The sequence below is a fragment of the Stenotrophomonas sp. PUT21 genome (genome assembly GCF_052232875.1).
GTDB classification, from domain to species: domain Bacteria; phylum Pseudomonadota; class Gammaproteobacteria; order Xanthomonadales; family Xanthomonadaceae; genus Stenotrophomonas; species Stenotrophomonas maltophilia_N.
The window spans coordinates 4,032,146-4,048,239 of the sequence record NZ_CP197645.1; the positions used below are offsets into that span (position 1 = coordinate 4,032,146).

A 16,094-nucleotide genomic window follows, 5' to 3' on the forward strand; every position below is an offset into this window, starting at 1 on the left:
GCCATGGCGTTCAGTTCTGGTGGTAATAAAGGCCCCATGGCCGACATCAACGTCACGCCCCTGGTGGACGTGATGCTGGTGCTGCTGATCATCTTCATCGTCACCGCGCCGATCATGACGTACCCGATCGCCGTTGACCTGCCGCAGCGCGTGCTCAACCCACCGCCGGTGACTGTCGAACCGCCGCCGCCGATCGAGCTGAAGGTGGACGCCAGCAACCAGGTGTCGTGGAACAACAGCCCCGTGGCTGTGAGCGAACTGCAGCAGCGTATGGAGCAGGAAGTGCAGCGCGATCCGACCAACCAGCCGGAGCTGCGCATCGATGCCAGCCCGGACTCCGAGTACGACGTGATGGCCAAGGTGTTGGCTGCCGCGAAGAATGCTCAGATGAAGAAGATCGGCTTCGTACAGCAGTAATACGCAAGACGCAGTCATGACGCGACTGGAAAACGCCCCTGGAAACAGGGGCGTTTTTTTTGTGCCGCCGGCCGTGGATACGCGCCAGCGGCACGCCGCCCGCTATCATCCGGCCATGCTCGCAACCTTCGACGTCTTCGGGGACTGGCTCGACGCCATCCCGCACCTGCGCCCCCTGATGGTGGCGGCCTACATTCTCTACCTGCTGTGGCTGACCGGCTGGATCATGCTGCAGAAGCGCGAGCCGGTCGCCACGTTGAGCTGGATCCTGTCGCTGGCCGCCCTGCCCTACCTCGGGCTCTTCATCTACTACCTGCTCGGCCCGCAGAAGGTGAAGCGGCAGCGCCTGCGCCGTGGCCGTTCGCGCTCGGGCATGGAGCACTACAGCAGCGTCTGCCCACCGGACGCGGACTGCACCGAGCTGGCCAAGATCGCGCAGGCCACCACCGGCCTGTCGCCAAGCTCGGCCACCGAGGTGGAGTGGCTGGTCGATGGTGCGGCCACCTACAGTGCACTGCTCGCCGCCGTAGCCAAGGCGCAGGATCACCTGCACCTGGAGTACTACATCTTCAATCCGGACCACGCCGGCACCGCGCTGCGCGATGCGCTGACCGAGCGTGCCGCCGCAGGTGTGCGGGTACGCCTGCTGCTGGATGCGGTGGGCTCCTCCTCCCTCCGCAAGCGCTTCCTGCAGCCGCTGCTGGATGCCGGTGCCGAGGTGGTCTGGTTCCATCCGCGGCAGCTGCTCAAGCCGTTCAAGCGGCCGTGGTTGAACCTGCGTACGCATCGCAAGCTGGTGATCATCGATGGCCTGCAGGCCTTCACCGGCGGCATCAACATCACCGATGAGGAGGACGAGAGCGTCCTCCCGGATGCGTATCGCGACCTGCACATGCGCCTGCGTGGTCACGTGGTGCGCAGCCTGCAGCTGGTCTTCATCGAGGACTGGATCTACGCCACCGGCCAGGAGCCGGCGCGCTTCAACATCGCCCAGCTGTGGCCGGAAGCGATGCCCAGCCGCAGCGAGGGCAGCATCAACGCGCAGGTGCTGGTCTCCGGCCCGGACTCCTCGTGGGAAACCATCCATCGCCTGCACGTGGCGGCGATCCACGAAGCGAAGGAACGGGTCTGGCTGGTCACGCCTTACTTCGTACCCGGCGAAGCCGCGCGCATGGCACTGACCTCCGCCGCCCTCGGTGGCCTGGATGTGCGCCTGCTGGTGCCCAAGATGAGCGACTCCTGGTTCGTCACCCAGGCCGCGCGCTCCTACTTCGACGAGCTGCTGCAGGCCGGGGTCAAGATCTACGAATACGGCCCGCGCATGCTGCATACCAAGGCCTTCATCGCCGATGACGACGTGTGCATCGTCGGCAGCGCCAACTTCGATCACCGCAGCTTCCGGCTCAACTTCGAGCTGTCGATGATGATCAGCGACACCGGCCGCGTGGCGGCGCTGGCCGAGATCCTGCTGGCCGAGTACAGCAGCGCCTCGCCGGTCTACAACGATCGCCAGCGTTCGCTGTGGCGGCACCGTGTGCCGGAGGCGTTCGCGCGCCTGGCCTCGCCGCTGCTGTAGCCAGCACTCCCCGTGGAACCCCACCCGGCGCCGGCGCTACACTGGCCCGGTCAATCGGGGAGAACGACATGTACTGGCTGTTTCTGCTGTTCGCGCTGGCCTGTTTCGGCATGGCGCTCAAGACCCCCCACATGGGGCTGATGGCGCTGTCGCTGCTGGGTACCCTGGTGTTCCTGCTGGCGTGGGTCCGCGGCCTCTATGTGGCCCGCTTCGGCGATGTGCAGCCTACCCGCGCGGCCATCACCGATCCCAACGAACTCCGTCGGCTGCGGGAGCTCGCCCTCCAGGCGCGTACCCGCACCGCTCAGGGTGAATCCGACCCCTCGTAGTGCCATGACCCAACTCAGCGTCAACGTGAACAAGATCGCCGTCCTGCGCAACTCGCGCGGCGGCACCGACCCGGACGTGCTGCAGGCTGCCCGTGCGTGCCTGGATGCCGGTGCGCACGGCATCACCGTGCACCCGCGCCCGGACCGCCGCCACATCCACGCCGAGGACGTGCTGGCGCTGTCCGCGCTGACGGCCGAGCGCGGCGTGGAGTTCAACATCGAGGGCAACCCGTTCGCGCCACCGCGCGAGGGCTACCCGGGGCTGCTGCCGCTGTGCGCGCAGACCCGCCCCGCCCAGGCCACCCTGGTGCCGGACGGCGACGGTCAGCTCACGTCCGACCACGGCTTCGATTTCGGCCGTGACGCGCAGCGCCTGCGCCCGCTGATCGCCGAGTTGAAGACGTACGGCTGCCGGGTCAGCCTGTTCGTGGACGCAGGCAACCCGGACATCGCACAGGCCGCGACCATCGGGGCCGACCGCGTGGAGCTCTACACCGGCCCCTACGCCGAGGCGCATGCCGCCGGCGACGCCACGGCCATGCTGGCGGTGTTTGCCGATGCAGCCCGCCGCGCCCAGGCGGCCGGGCTGGGGGTCAACGCCGGGCACGACCTGTCGCAGGACAACCTGGCGGCGTTTCTGCAGGCGGTGCCCGACGTGCTGGAGGTCTCCATCGGCCACGCCCTGATCAGCGAGGCGCTGTACGACGGGCTGGATGCTACGGTGAAGGGGTATATGCGGCTGCTCTGATGCGGCGCATCTCCCTGCCGCGTAACGTGCCCGAGATCCGGTAGAGCCGACCGTTGGTCGGCTCTGGCACGCGCTCCCTCCCTGTGGATAATTTTGGGGATCAATCCGATTCCCTCCCCCGGCAGACCTTTGCTGCCAAGGGTTTCACTTCCAATTACGCCTGTGGTTAGTAATACTACTAACCATGGATATCCCCCATCCCAGCCGTTCCGACGCCACGACGTCTCATTTCCTGAGACATCCTGGCGATAGCCTTTGACCATGGGTATTGCGATCAAAGGCCGGGGTTCCCGCACGCATCTGGCGGGCCGCTTCGAGGTCACCGTCAGCGAAGCGATGGACGACGGCTGGGCGCCGGACGAAAGCGAGGAGTTCGCCGCGCCGCGCCTGCGCACCGAAGTGCGCGCCGAGACTGCGCGCAGCATCATCAGCCGCAACAAATCGCCGGACGTCGGCTTCAGCCAGTCGGTCAATCCCTATCGGGGCTGCGAACATGGTTGCTCGTACTGCTTCGCCCGGCCCTCGCACGCCTATCTCAATCTATCGCCCGGTCTGGACTTCGAGACCAAGCTGTTCGCCAAGACCAATGCACCGCAGCTGCTGCGCAAGGAGTTCTCGCGCCCCGGCTACGTGCCGCAGCCCATCGCGCTGGGCATCAACACCGACGCCTACCAACCGATCGAGCGCAAGCTCAAACTCACCCGCCAGCTGATCGAGGTGATGCTCGAAACGCAGCACCCGTTCTCGCTGATCACCAAAAATGCGCTGGTCGAGCGCGACATCGACCTGCTCGCGCCGCTGGCCGAAAAGCACCTGGTCAGTGTGCACTTCTCGGTGACCTCGCTGGACCCGCATCTGTCGGCCAAGCTGGAACCGCGCGCCTCGGCTCCGCATGCGCGGCTGCGCGCGATGCGTCGCCTGAGCGATGCCGGCATCCCGGTCGGGGTGATGGTCGCGCCGGTGATCCCGTGGATCAACGATGCCGAACTGGAAGCCGTGCTCGAGGCCGCCCACGATGCCGGGGCCTCCACCGCCGGCTACGTGCTGCTGCGCCTGCCGCTGGAAGTGGCGCCGCTGTTCCGCGATTGGCTCGACACCCACCATCCAGACCGCGCCACGCACGTGATGAGCACCATCAACCAGCTGCGCGGCGGCAAGGACTACAACAGCCAGTTCGGCACGCGCATGCGCGGCGAAGGCGTCTACGCCGACCTGCTGTCCAACCGCTTCAAGCTGGCCCGCAAGCGCCTGGGCTTCGATGCCCAGCACAGCCACTGGCCGAAGCTGGACTGCACCCGCTTCCTGCGGCCGCTGCCCCCGCGGGTGGACTCACCCCAGGGCTCGTTGTTCTGATCAGCCCCCGATGGACTTTAGGGCGCGCCCGCCCAACAATCGGGCCCAGGCACCGCGCCGCGGTGGTCTGACGTCCACATCGGATATCCAGGGGGAACCACATGTCATCGGCAGCCACCTCGGCCGCGTCGAACGCGGCCAACATCGCGATCAATGCCGCCATCGCCGCAGCGGTGCAGCAGCAGCGCGACGCGGTGATCGCACACTTCACCGGCCATCAGGCGCTGTCTCCGCAGAGTGCGATCGCGGCCGACACCATCGACCCTGCATTGCAGGTAGCGCTGAAGTACTACCGCGACAACGGCGTCATCCGCGACGCGGGCGCTGATCGTCTCTATCTGGATCTGGACGTGTTGGCCGGGTTGAAGGCGAAGGCAAAGCGCACCGGGCGCAATGTGCTGATCACCGTGATGGTGTTGGCGGTGCTGGTTGCAGCCGTAGTGGTGGTGCTGGCGACTTGGTAACGTATGGGTTGCCCGTGTCACCCGGTGCCTGTGACTGCAAGGAGACCGCGTTGGGATGAAATGGATTCATCGACTTGGGATCGCCTTCCTGTGGATGCTCCCAGTGAACTTCGTGGTACTTACGGGGCTGAAAGTTGCCTACCGTGTTCCTCTAGGCGAGCAAGAGCTCGTGGGGTTGTCGTTGGCGATCCTTGGAACCGTGGGAGCGACGGTTTCGACTCGCCGACGGCACCGTCATGACGATGCTGCGTAAAAGCGAGCACCACCGAAAGTAATCCATGTTTCGGAATGCTTCGCATCGCCGATGAGAACAGGCGATGCCTGCTCACGTGCTGATTGAAAGCGCGCGCTGATCAATTCCCACCAAACAATTTCTGCGCACTCTGAAAAAGAATCCAGCTCGTCGCAATGAACTTGTCCCCACCCTGCGGCCGGTTACCCCGGTGCGTGTGGGTGAACGCCGTCGGTGCGATCAACAGGCTGCCCGTGCGCGGCGCGACCTTGCGGCCCTGGAACAGGAACTCGGTTTCGCCGGCCTCGAAATCGTCATTGAGGTAGAGCGTCCACAGCAGGTGGCGGTGCAGCGTTTCGCCGGCCGGATCGCGTGGGTACAGCTCGCAGTGCCAGTACGGATAGCCGCCCTCGCCCGCCGCATACCATTGCAGATTGATGGCACCGGGCCGCAGGCAGGTGCGGGCCAGGTCGGACAGCGTGGCGTCGTCCATGTCGGGGAAATCCTCGGCCGCCAACCGGCGCGGTTGGCCGTGGCTGTCTTGGATCTGCAACATCAACGGCGAGATCAGGGCCTGTGGATAACGGCGTAGATAAGTCAGCAAACCCTTGAAAACCGCCTGCTGCAGCACCGCTTCGGCCTGCCGCCACTCGGGCCGCCCGCTGATGCGCAGATCCTTGCTGTGCTTGAGTTCCGGGAATACACCGCTGCCCACTTCGCCCGGCTGCAACTGTGCACTGGATCGCATCTGGGCCTGCAGGGCCGCGCAGACCTCGTTGGGGACGGCGTTGTGGATTACTTCGATGAAATCGAGCGGCGCGTCGGCAGTCATGGGATCGTCCGTGGGCACGAGTGGCCGATGGTGACCGCTGCCGTGGCCGATGTCACGCCGTTGCCACGTAACAACAGGGCTGACCGATCGGCCAGCCCTGTGTAGGAAATCAACCTGCCGCGCTGTCGTGTTCGCGGTGGTAACGGGTGGCTTCTTCGACTTCATTGCGCGAGCCGAGGAACACCGGCACGCGCTGGTGCAGCTGATCGGGCTGGATGTCGAGAATGCGCACCCGGCCGGTGGTGGCGGCGCCGCCGGCCTGTTCGACCAGCAGGCCCATCGGGTTGGCTTCGTACATCAGGCGCAGCTTGCCGGCCTTGGACGGATCCTTCGTGTCCCACGGGTAGATGAAGATGCCGCCGCGGGTCAGGATGCGGTGCACGTCGGCGACCATGCTGGCGATCCAGCGCATATTGAAGTTCTTGCCGCGCGCGCCTTCCTTGCCGGCCAGCAGGTCCTGCACGTAGCCCTGCATCGGGGTTTCCCAATGCCGCTGGTTGGACATGTTGATCGCGAATTCCTGGGTGTCCGCCGGGATCTGCATGTCCGGCGTGGTCAGCACGAACTCGCCCTTCTCGCGGTCCAGGGTGAACGCGTGCGTGCCGTGACCGACGGTGAGCACCATCTGCGTGCTCGGCCCGTAGATGCAGTAGCCGGCCGCGACCTGCGCGGTGCCCGGCTGCAGGAAGCTGGCATCGTTGGGCTGCTCGGTGCCCGGCGGGCAGCGCAGCACCGAGAAGATGGTGCCGACGGAGACGTTGACGTCGATGTTGGAGCTGCCATCGAGGGGATCGAACAGCAGCAGGAAGTCACCGCGCGGGTAGGTGTCCGGCACGGGCTGGCAGTGATCCATTTCTTCCGAGGCGCAGGCCGCGAGGTGGCCGCCCCAGGCATTGGCTTCCAGCAGAATCTCGTTGCTGATCACGTCCAGCTTCTTCTGCGCTTCGCCCTGCACGTTGCCGGTACCGGCTTCGCCGAGTACGCCGCCCAGCGCGCCCTTGCTGACCGCGATGGAGATGCTGGTGCAGGCGCGGGCCACGACAGCGATCAGCTGGCGCAGATCGGCGTTGATGCGGCCGGCATGTTGCTCTTCGATCAGATAGCGGGTCAGCGACGTCTGGGACATGGAATCAGGCGGCCTTCAAAGGGGAAGCGCCTATTGTCGCCCTTCGCCGGAGCCATTACGAGGCGCGGGCAGCCGTAACCGTTCCCACGCCATGCAGCGCGCTGCGGACGCCGTAACGCAGAACGGCCGCGCATGGCGGCCGTTCTGCGTCACAGAGGCAATACTGCTCAGCCCTTGCTGACGGTCGCCACGGCCTTGGCCACGTATGCCAGGTTCCCCTGGTTGAGCGCGGCCACGCAGATGCGGCCGGTGCCCACGGCGTAGATCGCGAACTCGTCGCGCAGGCGGTCCACCTGGGCGCGGCTCAGGCCCGAGTACGAGAACATGCCGGCCTGGTCGTTGATGAAGGCGTACTCCGGTGCGCCGGCGGCGACCAGGTTCTCCACCAGGCCATGGCGCAGGGCGTGGATGCGCTCACGCATCTCGGTCAGTTCCGCTTCCCACACCTGGCGCAGCTCGACGCTGTTGAGCACGCCGGCCACCAGTGCCGCACCGTGGTTGGACGGGCTGGAATAGATCGTGCGGATGATGCGCTTGACCTGCGACTGCACCGCCTTGGCCGCGTTCGCATCCGGGGCGACCACCGACAGCGCGCCAATGCGCTCGCCATACAGCGAGAACGACTTGGAGTACGAGTTGGCGACCACGAAGCTGTCGATGCCGGCCTCGGCGATGATGCGCACGGCGGCGCCATCTTCGCTGATGCCCTTGTCGAAGCCCTGGTAGGCCATGTCGATGAACGGGAACAGCTGGCGGTCCTTCAGCAGCTCGGCCACCTGCTTCCACTGCGCGACGGTGAGGTCGGCACCGGTCGGGTTGTGGCAGCACGCGTGCAGCAGCACCACGGTGCCCGGCTGCAGCTTGGCCAGGTCGGCCAGCATGCCGTCGAAGTCCACGCCATGGGTGGCGGCATCGAAGTAGGTGTAATCGACCACGTCGAAGCCGGCCGCGCCGAACACCGCGCGATGGTTTTCCCAGCTCGGGTTGCTGATGGCGATGGTGGCGTGCGGCAGCAGCTTGTGCAGCAGGTCCGCGCCGACGCGCAGCGCCCCGCTGCCGCCGATGGTCTGCGAGGTGGCCACGCGGCCGGCGGCCAGCAGCGGCGAATCCTTGCCGAAGACCAGCTCGCGGGTGGCCTGGGTGTAGGCCGGCAGGCCGTCGATCGGCAGGTAGCCGCGCGGTTTGGCGTCATTGGCCAGCTGCTGTTCGATCCTGTTCACGGCGCGGAGCAGCGGGATGCGGCCGCTCTCGTCGTAATAGATGCCCACGCCCAGGTTGACCTTGATCGGACGGCTGTCGGCGTTGTAAGCCTCGGTCAGGCCCAGGATCGGGTCGCCTGGGACCAGTTCCACATTTGCAAAGAAGGACACGGCGGTACTCATTCGGATGACGGAAGGGGGAGGGTGGCGCGACGCAGGATTGGCGGCAGAATCAGCCAAAACCGACCCATCGTAACAAAGCCCCGCCGAGGGCGCCGAGGCGGTCGTCACGTCGCCTTCCGTACCATGGCGTGCGGCACGCCCATTTACCGAGGATCCCGCCCCGCATGCTCCGTCTTACCCCGCTGGCCCGCCACTGTGCGCTGGCCTCGGCCGTGTTGCTGCCATCGCTGGCGCAGGCCCAGAACACCCCCGCCCCCGCCGCGCCGATCGAGCGGTTGCCCACCGTCCAGGTCCAGGCCGCGCGCGTGGCGCAGGTGGCCGATATCGACCTGCCCGCCTCGCTGACCACGGTCTGGGTGGACGGGGACCGTACCGGCCCACTGGCCCAGCTCTCCGAGGCGCTCAACGGCATTCCCGGGGTGGTTGCCCGCGATCGGCAGAACTACGCGCAGGACACCCAGCTCTCGATCCGCGGTTTCGGCGCGCGCTCGACCTTCGGCGTGCGCGGCGTGCGGGTGCTGGTGGACGGTGTGCCGGCCACCATGCCCGATGGCCAGGGCCAGCTCTCCCACGCCAGCCTGCTCTCGGCGCAGCGCGTGGAGGTGCTGCGCGGGCCGTTCTCGGCGCTGTACGGCAACTCTTCCGGCGGCGTGGTCCAGGTGTGGAGCGCGGACGGCGCCGAAGGCGACCCGTGGCGCCTGCGGCTGGATACCGGCAGCGACAACACGGTCAGCGCCGGTGCCCAGCTGCGGGGTGTCCAGGGACCGATCCGCTACAACGTGGCCGCCAACCACTTCCGCACCGATGGCTGGCGCGACCATAGCCAGGCCCGGCGCGAATCGGTCAACGCCCGCTTGGGGACGGAGGTCGGCGGCGGCCAGCTGGATCTGGTGCTGAACTACTTCGATGCGCCCGACGCACAGGATCCGCTCGGTCTCACCCGCGCCCAGGTGCGCGAGAACCCGCGCCAAGCCACCGCGGTGGCCACCCAGTACAACACCCGCAAATCCGTGCGTCAGGCCCAGGCCGGACTGGTCTTCACCCGCACCGAGGGCGCGCAGACCTGGCGTGCGATGGGCTATGCCGGCCAGCGCAGCGTTGAGCAGTACCTGGCGATTCCGCCGGGGCCGCAGGCCAACCCGCTGCATGCCGGCGGGGTGATCGATCTGGACGGCGATTACGGTGGACTCGACGCGCGCTGGGCCTGGCACGGCGACTGGGCCGGACGCCCGCTGGGCGTGGTGATCGGCGCCAATGCCGACCGTCAGCAGCAGGATCGCCGCGGTTACGAGAACTTCGTCGGCGATCAGGTCGGCATCAAGGGCCGCCTGCGCCGCGACCAGAGCGATCGGGTCGAGAACGTGGACCAGTTCGCGCAGGCGTGGTGGCAGTGGGCGCCGCGCTGGTCGTTGCTGCTGGGGGTGCGCCACAGCACGGTCCGCTTCCGGTCCAACGACCACTACATCACCACCGGCAATCCGGACGACAGCGGCTCGCGTCGCTACGAAGCGACGACCCCGGTGGCCGGCGTGGTGTTCCGTGCCAGCGATGCCTGGCGCCTGTACGCCTCGGCCGGGCGTGGCTTCGAAACCCCGACCTTCAACGAGCTGGGCTACCGCGCCGATGGCCAGGCCGGGCTGGCGCTGGATCTCTCGGCGGCCCGCAGCCGCAACCTGGAAGTGGGCAGCAAGTGGCACGGCCAGAGTGGCGTGCAGGTCGAGGCTGCGCTGTTCCGCGCCGATACCGATGACGAGCTGGCGGTGGCGAGCAACAGCGGCGGCCGCAGCACCTATCGCAACATCGGCCGCACCCGCCGCCAGGGCGCGGAGGCCAGCGTCGTGCAGCCGCTCGGCGCGCAGGCGGATCTCACGTTGGCCTACACCTGGATCGAGGCCACCGTGCGCGACCCGTATGCGCTGTGCGCGGCCACCGGCTGCAACACGGTGGCCGCCGGCTCACGCCTGCCCGGCGTGCCCGGTCAGCAGTGGAACGCGCGGGTGAAGTACCGCCCGGGCGCGTGGCAGTGGGCGGCCGAGGTGGTGGCCTCCAGCGACACCGTGGTGAACGATCTGGCGACGGAACGCGCGCCGGGCTACGCGCTGCTCAACCTGGAAATGTCGCGGCGCTGGACCACCGCGCAGGGCACGTTGCGTGCCTTCGCGCGGATCGACAACGCGCTGGACCAGCGCTACATCGGCTCGGTGATCGTCAACGATGGCAACCAACGCTTCTTCGAGCCCGGGCCGGACCGCCGCTACAACGTGGGCCTGCAGTGGCAGTGGGCGCCCTGATCGCAGTGGCTTACCGGGGCGGTTTGGCCGGCACGAACGGTGAGGTGGGGTCGCTGGCCGGGAAGGTCTCTTCCAGCGCCTCGTCCTGGTTGTCGCTTGCGTGTTCCTTGCGCTGGCGGCGCTGGTATTCATCTTCGCGGCGATGATGTCCGGCGGGGCCTTTCTCGCCGGCCGCCGAATCCTTGCGGTCGCGCGGGACGGGATCGGGCGTGACCGCCACCGGCAGGTGATCGGGTTCGTCGTTGGGCACGGACATACCGGCGCCGCGGTCTTCGGCGTCCTGGTTGTCATGTTTGGCGCGCTGCTCGCCGGGGACCGGGGCGGTGGCGTCGCGCAGGGGATCGCGGGGCATGGGAGTTCTCCAGTTGCTGTGCAGCCCACTACAGCGCGCGGCGGGTGAAGTCGCTGCGAATCCCGGTGCGTCAACGAATCTGTCACGGCTGGATAACGGCGGCGGGTCTATTCCTGCCTGCCCCACCGCTGTCGGAGTCGTGTCATGCCCCGCCTGGACCGCCGTGCCGCACCTGCGTTGTTCAACGCCTACCTGCAGCCGGAACGGAGCGGGCGCCGCGCGCGCCGCGACCGCGCCGAAGATGCGCAGGCGGTCGCCCAGGACTACCTGCAGTACATGCGCAGTGACTACGAGCAGCGCCGCAGCCAGGGCCGCCGCAGCTGGCGCGACCTGTACCCGGCCTATGCCTTCGCCCTGACCACGCATTACGCCGACTGGCCGCGCGGCGCGGATGACACCGACGGCGAGCTGGCCGAGCACTGGGAACAGATGCGCGGCCAATCGCGGCTGGGCTGGCACCAGGCACGGGCGGTGGTCGAGGATGCCTGGCTGGCGCTGGATCACATGCCGGCGGCGGCGGTGCACGGCCTGCTGCAGTAACAGTGGGCATGCAGCCACGACCTGCACAGGCCGGACACAGGCGTTTCACGTGCGCCGCGGTACAGCTGCCCTCCCTAGTAGTGTTGGAGTGGCGCCACCATGGCCCGACCGATCTGGACCGGCACGCTGTCATTCGGGCTGCTCAATGTCCCGGTGTCGCTGATGTCCGGCGAACGCAATGTCGACCTGCACTTCCGCATGCTGGATTCGCGCGACCGCAAGCCGATCCGCTTCGAACGGGTCAACGCTGATACCGGCGAGGAAGTGCCGTGGAAAGAGATCGTCAAAGCCTACGAGTACGACAAGGGCAGCTATGTCGTGCTGGAGGAAGACGACATCCGCTCGGCCGCGCCGCAAAGCCATGAAGCGGTCGAGGTGGAGACCTTCGTCGACGCCGCCACCATCGACCCGCGGTACTACGAGAAGCCCTACCTGCTGGTGCCCGCCAAGAAAGCCGAGAAAGGCTATGTGCTGCTGCGCGAAACGCTGCGCAGTACCGGCAAGGTCGGCATCGCGCGGGTGGTGGTGCGCACGCGCGAATACCTCTGCGCGGTGATGCCGCACGGCGATGCGCTGGTGCTGATGATCCTGCGTTATCCACAGGAGCTGGTCGACCCGGACGAGTACAAGCTGCCCAGCGGCAGCCTTTCCGAGTACCGCATCACCAGCAAGGAAACGGCGATGGCCGAGCAGCTGATCGCCTCGATGTCCGGCGAGTGGAAGCCGGATGAGTACCACGATGAATTCCGCGAGCGCCTGCACACGCTGCTGAAAAAGCGGATCAAGGCCAAGGGCGGCACCACCAAGGTGGAGGAAGAGCCGACCCCGCGCGAGGACGATGCGACCAACGTGGTCGACTTCATGTCGCTGCTGCAGAAGAGCCTGGATGCCAAGAAGCGCACGCCTGCCGCCAAAAAGTCAGCGGCGAAGAAGGCCACGGCCAAGGTCGCCAAACCCACTGCCGCCAAAAAGGCGACCAAGACAGCGGGCAAAGCGGCCAAGAAGACCACCAAGCGCGCACCCACGCGCAAAGCCGGGTAAGCCGACGTGTCCCTGCAGGAATACCGCCGCAAACGCCGCTTCGACGGCACCCCCGAGCCGGACGCCGAGCGGCGCGGTGCGCCGGCGCGGCGCCCGATCTTCGTCGTGCAGCTGCACCACGCCAGCTCGCGCCATTACGATTTTCGGCTGGAAGCCGATGGCGTGCTCAAGAGCTGGGCGGTGCCTAAAGGCCCCTCGCTGCGCGTCGGTGAAAAACGCCTCGCGGTGGAGGTCGAGGATCACCCGCTGTCCTACGCGACCTTTGCCGGCGACATCCCCAGCGGCCACTACGGCGCCGGGCATGTGGACGTCTACGACCATGGCACCTGGGCCTGCGATGGCGATCCGCTGGAGGCGATCGCGGCCGGCAAGGTGGATTTCGTCCTGCACGGCGAGCGCCTCAAGGGGGGCTGGAAACTGGTGCGCACCGCGATGAAGGGCAAGCAGCACCAGTGGTTGCTGATCAAACGCGATGACGATGAGGCGAGGGATATGGAGGCCGATGATCTGTTGGAGGCACCCCCCAGGGCAGGCAAGCGCGCAAGCACGAAGATCGCCGCTGCCAACGCCAGCACCGCTGCCCCGGCACGGAAGACCGCGCCTGCCAAGGCCACGAAAGGTAGCCCCGCACGCACCGCCGCACGCAAGGCCGACGCGCGCTGGTCCAAGCGCGCGCTGGCCCTGCAGGGCGCTCGAACAACGCCCTACCCGCACGACTTCAAGCCGCAGCTGACCGATCATCGCGCCACCGCGCCGGATGGCGAGCAGTGGCTGCACGAGATCAAATGGGACGGCTATCGCCTGCTGGCCGAAGTGCGCGATGGCGTGGTCGCGCTGCGCTCGCGCGGCGGGTTGAACTGGACCGACGATTTTCCCGAGGTGGTGCAGGCGATCGAGCGGCTGCCGGTGCGCGATCTGCGCCTGGACGGCGAACTGGTGGTGCTGGATGCGCAGGGCCGCAGTGACTTCACCGCATTGCAGAAGGTCATCGACGGCACCGCGAAACAGCCGCTGCGCTATGTGGTGTTCGATATGCCGGGCATCGCCGGGGTGGATGTCAGCCGTGTCCCGCTGCTGGAGCGCAAGGCCCTGCTCAAGGAGCTGCTGGGCAGCAAGCCGGGCACCCTGGCCTACAGCGACCACGTGCGCGACCATGGCCCGGCGGTGTTCGCCGCCAGTGGCGAGGCCGGCTTCGAAGGCATCATCAGCAAGCGGATCGACGCGCCCTACGTCAACGCGCGTTCGCGCGACTGGATCAAGATCAAGCATGAGAACACCGACGAATTCCTGATCGTCGGCTATACCGAGCCCAAGGGATCGCGCAGTGGCTTCGGCTCGCTGCTGATGGCCACGCCGGACAAAGGAGGACTGCGCTATGTCGGCCGCGTCGGCACCGGATTCGACGATGCCGCGCTGCGCGCGCTGACGAAGCAACTAGCGCCGCTGACTGTGAAGGACGCGGTGGTCGAGCTGCCCGCGCACGTGCCCTTTACCGCGCGCAGCGTGCACTGGGTGACGCCGGTGCTGGTGGCGGAAGTCGCCTTCCGCGGCTGGGCCAAGGAAGGGTTGCTGCGCCAGGCGAGCTTCAAGCGGCTGCGCGAAGACAAACAGCCGAAGGATCTGGGCGCGGCAGCCAACGTCGCTACCGCCGCTGCGTCCGCCTCCGGCCCGGCGGCGAAAACCGGCGGCCGGAAGAAGGCCGCGGCTGCGCAGGACGAGAGCACGGTGACGATCAGCCATCCCGAGCGCGTGGTGTTCGCCAAGGCGAAGATCACCAAGGGCGAGGTGGCCGACTACTACCGGCGCATGGCGCGCTGGATCCTGCCCGAGGTGGCGCATCGCCCGCTGTCGGTGCTGCGCTGCCCGGACGGCGTGGACAAGCCCTGCTTCTTCCAGAAGCACCATGGCACCGGCTTGGGCGGTGCGGTGAAGGCGATTCCGCTGGAGCAGAAGAGCGGGCGCGAAGACTACCTCTACATCGAGGATGTGGAGGGCCTGCTGCAGCTGGTACAGATGAACACCCTGGAGCTGCATCCCTGGGGGGCCACCGTCGATGATCCCGAACATCCGGACCGGCTGGTGTTCGATCTGGATCCCGGCGAAGGCGTCAACTGGACGCAGATCAAGGCCGCCGCACGCGATGTGCGCGCGCGCCTGCAGGAAGCCGGGCTGGAGAGCTTCGTCCGGCTCTCCGGCGGCAAGGGCGTGCACGTGGTGGTGCCGCTGCAGCCCAAGGCCGACTGGGCGCACGCCAAGGACTTCTGCGAGGCCTTCGCGCAGGCCATGGCCACCCAGGCACCGGACCGCTATGTGGCGACGATGAGCAAGGCCAAACGCGACGGGGTGATCTTCATCGATTGGCTGCGCAATGCGCGCGGCGCCACCAGCGTGAGCTCGTGGTCGCTGCGGGCGCGGCCGGGTGCCGGCGTCGCGGTGCCGTTGCGCTGGGAAGAGCTGGGCCGCATCGCGGCGCCGGACGCTTTCCCGATGGCGAAGGCGCTGCAGCGCGCGGAGCGCTTGAAGCAGGACCCGTGGGACGGCATCGCGCAGGTGAAGCAGGTACTGCCCGGCAGCTGATCAGGGCCGGCCTGGCCTGAAGCGGGTGCCCAGCCACAGCCCCACCAACGCCTGCACCGGCAGCGACACCAGCAGGATCACCACGAACCAGAACGGGAAATCGCTGCCGAACTCCCACGCGGTGTAGATCGATGCGGCCGCGATCACCGCCCACACCACGCCGCCGTGGCTGCGGGGCCAGGTCGGTGCGTAGCGGCTGGCGAAGGCGATCGCGGCGATACCGCTGAGGATCGTCCAGGCCAGGTCCCAGGCCAGCTGGGGCTCGCCGCCGGGCGGAATGCGCAGCAGCGGCACCAGCCAGGAGCCAAGGCTGTTGACCAGCACCATCAGCGCGAACGCGAACACGACGGCCAGCACCGACAGCACGGGATTCTTCAGGGCGGACCACACAGGCATGGCAGGGACGTCACGGCGGGAGAGCCGCCATTATGGACGGGTTGCCGCAGGGAATTTCAGACCCGGCCGGCGGCCTTGAGCTGGGCGAACTCCTCATCGCTGAACAAGCGCGAGCGGACCAGGAAGCGCACACCCTCGCCGTTTTCCAGCGAAAACATCCCGCCCCGGCCGGGCACCACGTCGATGATCAGCTGGGTGTGCTTCCAGTATTCGAACTGCGCGGGGCTGATGTAGAACGGCGCCCCACCGATCTCGCCCATGCGCACGTCACGATCGCCGACGATGAAATCGCCTTGGGCGAAACACATCGGCGAAGAGCCGTCACAGCAGCCGCCGGACTGGTGGAACAGCAGGTCGCCGTGGCGTGCCTGCAGGGTCTGGATCAGCTGCAGCGCCGGGAGAGTGGCCATTACCTGGAGCGGGAGGTCGGTCATGATC

The 16,094-nt window shown here is 67.3% G+C and carries 16 protein-coding genes; 10 read left to right on the forward strand and 6 right to left on the reverse strand.

The window, feature by feature from the left end; translation table 11 throughout:
• The first annotated feature begins 3 nt into the window (after positions 1-3).
• From ACTT2I_RS18080 to ACTT2I_RS18105, 6 genes are all read left to right on the forward strand, one after another.
• Positions 4-417 carry an ExbD/TolR family protein gene (locus ACTT2I_RS18080; protein WP_088435270.1) on the forward strand — a complete coding sequence of 138 codons (414 nt, stop codon included), beginning with the start codon at positions 4-6 and terminating at the stop codon, positions 415-417.
• A gap of 115 nt (positions 418-532) precedes the next feature.
• The gene (gene cls, locus ACTT2I_RS18085; RefSeq protein WP_421100024.1) at positions 533-1,993 is read left to right on the forward strand and encodes a cardiolipin synthase; all 1,461 of its coding nucleotides are present in this window, start codon (positions 533-535) and stop codon (positions 1,991-1,993) included.
• Between the two features lie 68 nt (positions 1,994-2,061).
• Positions 2,062-2,322: a hypothetical protein gene (locus ACTT2I_RS18090; RefSeq protein ID WP_421100025.1), complete on the forward strand. Its 261-nt coding sequence runs from the start codon at positions 2,062-2,064 to the stop codon at positions 2,320-2,322.
• Between the two features lie 4 nt (positions 2,323-2,326).
• Positions 2,327-3,070, forward strand: coding sequence for a pyridoxine 5'-phosphate synthase (locus ACTT2I_RS18095; RefSeq protein WP_421100026.1), 744 nt, complete (start codon positions 2,327-2,329; stop codon positions 3,068-3,070).
• Between the two features lie 261 nt (positions 3,071-3,331).
• On the forward strand, positions 3,332-4,423 hold the full coding sequence (locus ACTT2I_RS18100; protein WP_088435273.1) for a PA0069 family radical SAM protein: 1,092 nt from the start codon (positions 3,332-3,334) through the stop codon (positions 4,421-4,423).
• Positions 4,424-4,524: 101 nt separating this feature from the next.
• Positions 4,525-4,887 carry a hypothetical protein gene (locus ACTT2I_RS18105; RefSeq protein WP_088435274.1) on the forward strand — a complete coding sequence of 121 codons (363 nt, stop codon included), beginning with the start codon at positions 4,525-4,527 and terminating at the stop codon, positions 4,885-4,887.
• A 353-nt stretch (positions 4,888-5,240) separates the two neighbouring features.
• On the opposite strand, the gene ACTT2I_RS18110 is transcribed toward ACTT2I_RS18105, so the two are convergent.
• The 3 genes from ACTT2I_RS18110 to ACTT2I_RS18120 all read right to left on the reverse strand — a co-directional run bounded on the left by ACTT2I_RS18110 (position 5,241) and on the right by ACTT2I_RS18120 (position 8,447).
• Positions 5,241-5,951, reverse strand: a complete 711-nt coding sequence (locus tag ACTT2I_RS18110) for a 2OG-Fe(II) oxygenase (RefSeq protein WP_293978701.1) — start codon at positions 5,949-5,951, stop codon at positions 5,241-5,243.
• A gap of 109 nt (positions 5,952-6,060) precedes the next feature.
• On the reverse strand, positions 6,061-7,077 hold the full coding sequence (locus ACTT2I_RS18115) for a class 1 fructose-bisphosphatase (protein ID WP_088435276.1): 1,017 nt from the start codon (positions 7,075-7,077) through the stop codon (positions 6,061-6,063).
• A gap of 167 nt (positions 7,078-7,244) precedes the next feature.
• The gene (locus tag ACTT2I_RS18120; protein ID WP_421100027.1) at positions 7,245-8,447 is read right to left on the reverse strand and encodes an amino acid aminotransferase; all 1,203 of its coding nucleotides are present in this window, start codon (positions 8,445-8,447) and stop codon (positions 7,245-7,247) included.
• 176 nt (positions 8,448-8,623) lie between these two features.
• Between ACTT2I_RS18120 and ACTT2I_RS18125 the strand changes: the two genes are divergently transcribed.
• Positions 8,624-10,750, forward strand: coding sequence for a TonB-dependent receptor family protein (locus tag ACTT2I_RS18125; protein ID WP_443096735.1), 2,127 nt, complete (start codon positions 8,624-8,626; stop codon positions 10,748-10,750).
• 10 nt (positions 10,751-10,760) lie between these two features.
• Here the strand turns inward: ACTT2I_RS18125 and ACTT2I_RS18130 are convergent, their stop codons facing one another.
• A complete protein-coding gene (locus ACTT2I_RS18130; RefSeq protein ID WP_293978693.1) occupies positions 10,761-11,102 on the reverse strand; it encodes a hypothetical protein in 342 nt (113 codons plus the stop codon).
• Positions 11,103-11,246: 144 nt separating this feature from the next.
• Here ACTT2I_RS18130 and ACTT2I_RS18135 point away from each other — a divergent pair, with 144 nt between their 5' ends.
• From ACTT2I_RS18135 to ligD, 3 genes are all read left to right on the forward strand, one after another.
• Positions 11,247-11,642: a hypothetical protein gene (locus ACTT2I_RS18135; RefSeq protein ID WP_019184068.1), complete on the forward strand. Its 396-nt coding sequence runs from the start codon at positions 11,247-11,249 to the stop codon at positions 11,640-11,642.
• Between the two features lie 99 nt (positions 11,643-11,741).
• A complete protein-coding gene (gene ku, locus ACTT2I_RS18140; protein WP_088435281.1) occupies positions 11,742-12,683 on the forward strand; it encodes a non-homologous end joining protein Ku in 942 nt (313 codons plus the stop codon).
• A gap of 6 nt (positions 12,684-12,689) precedes the next feature.
• Entirely contained in the window at positions 12,690-15,260 is a 2,571-nt protein-coding gene (gene ligD, locus ACTT2I_RS18145) for a DNA ligase D (RefSeq protein WP_421100029.1), read from the forward strand.
• Here the strand turns inward: ligD and ACTT2I_RS18150 are convergent, their stop codons facing one another.
• Complete coding sequence (locus ACTT2I_RS18150; RefSeq protein WP_421100030.1) at positions 15,261-15,656, reverse strand: hypothetical protein; 396 nt, start codon at positions 15,654-15,656, stop codon at positions 15,261-15,263. It lies immediately after the preceding gene.
• Between the two features lie 56 nt (positions 15,657-15,712).
• Positions 15,713-16,090 (reverse strand): DUF779 domain-containing protein, encoded by a 378-nt coding sequence (locus tag ACTT2I_RS18155; protein ID WP_046272246.1) that lies wholly within the window; start codon positions 16,088-16,090, stop codon positions 15,713-15,715.
• Positions 16,091-16,094: the final 4 nt, after the last annotated feature.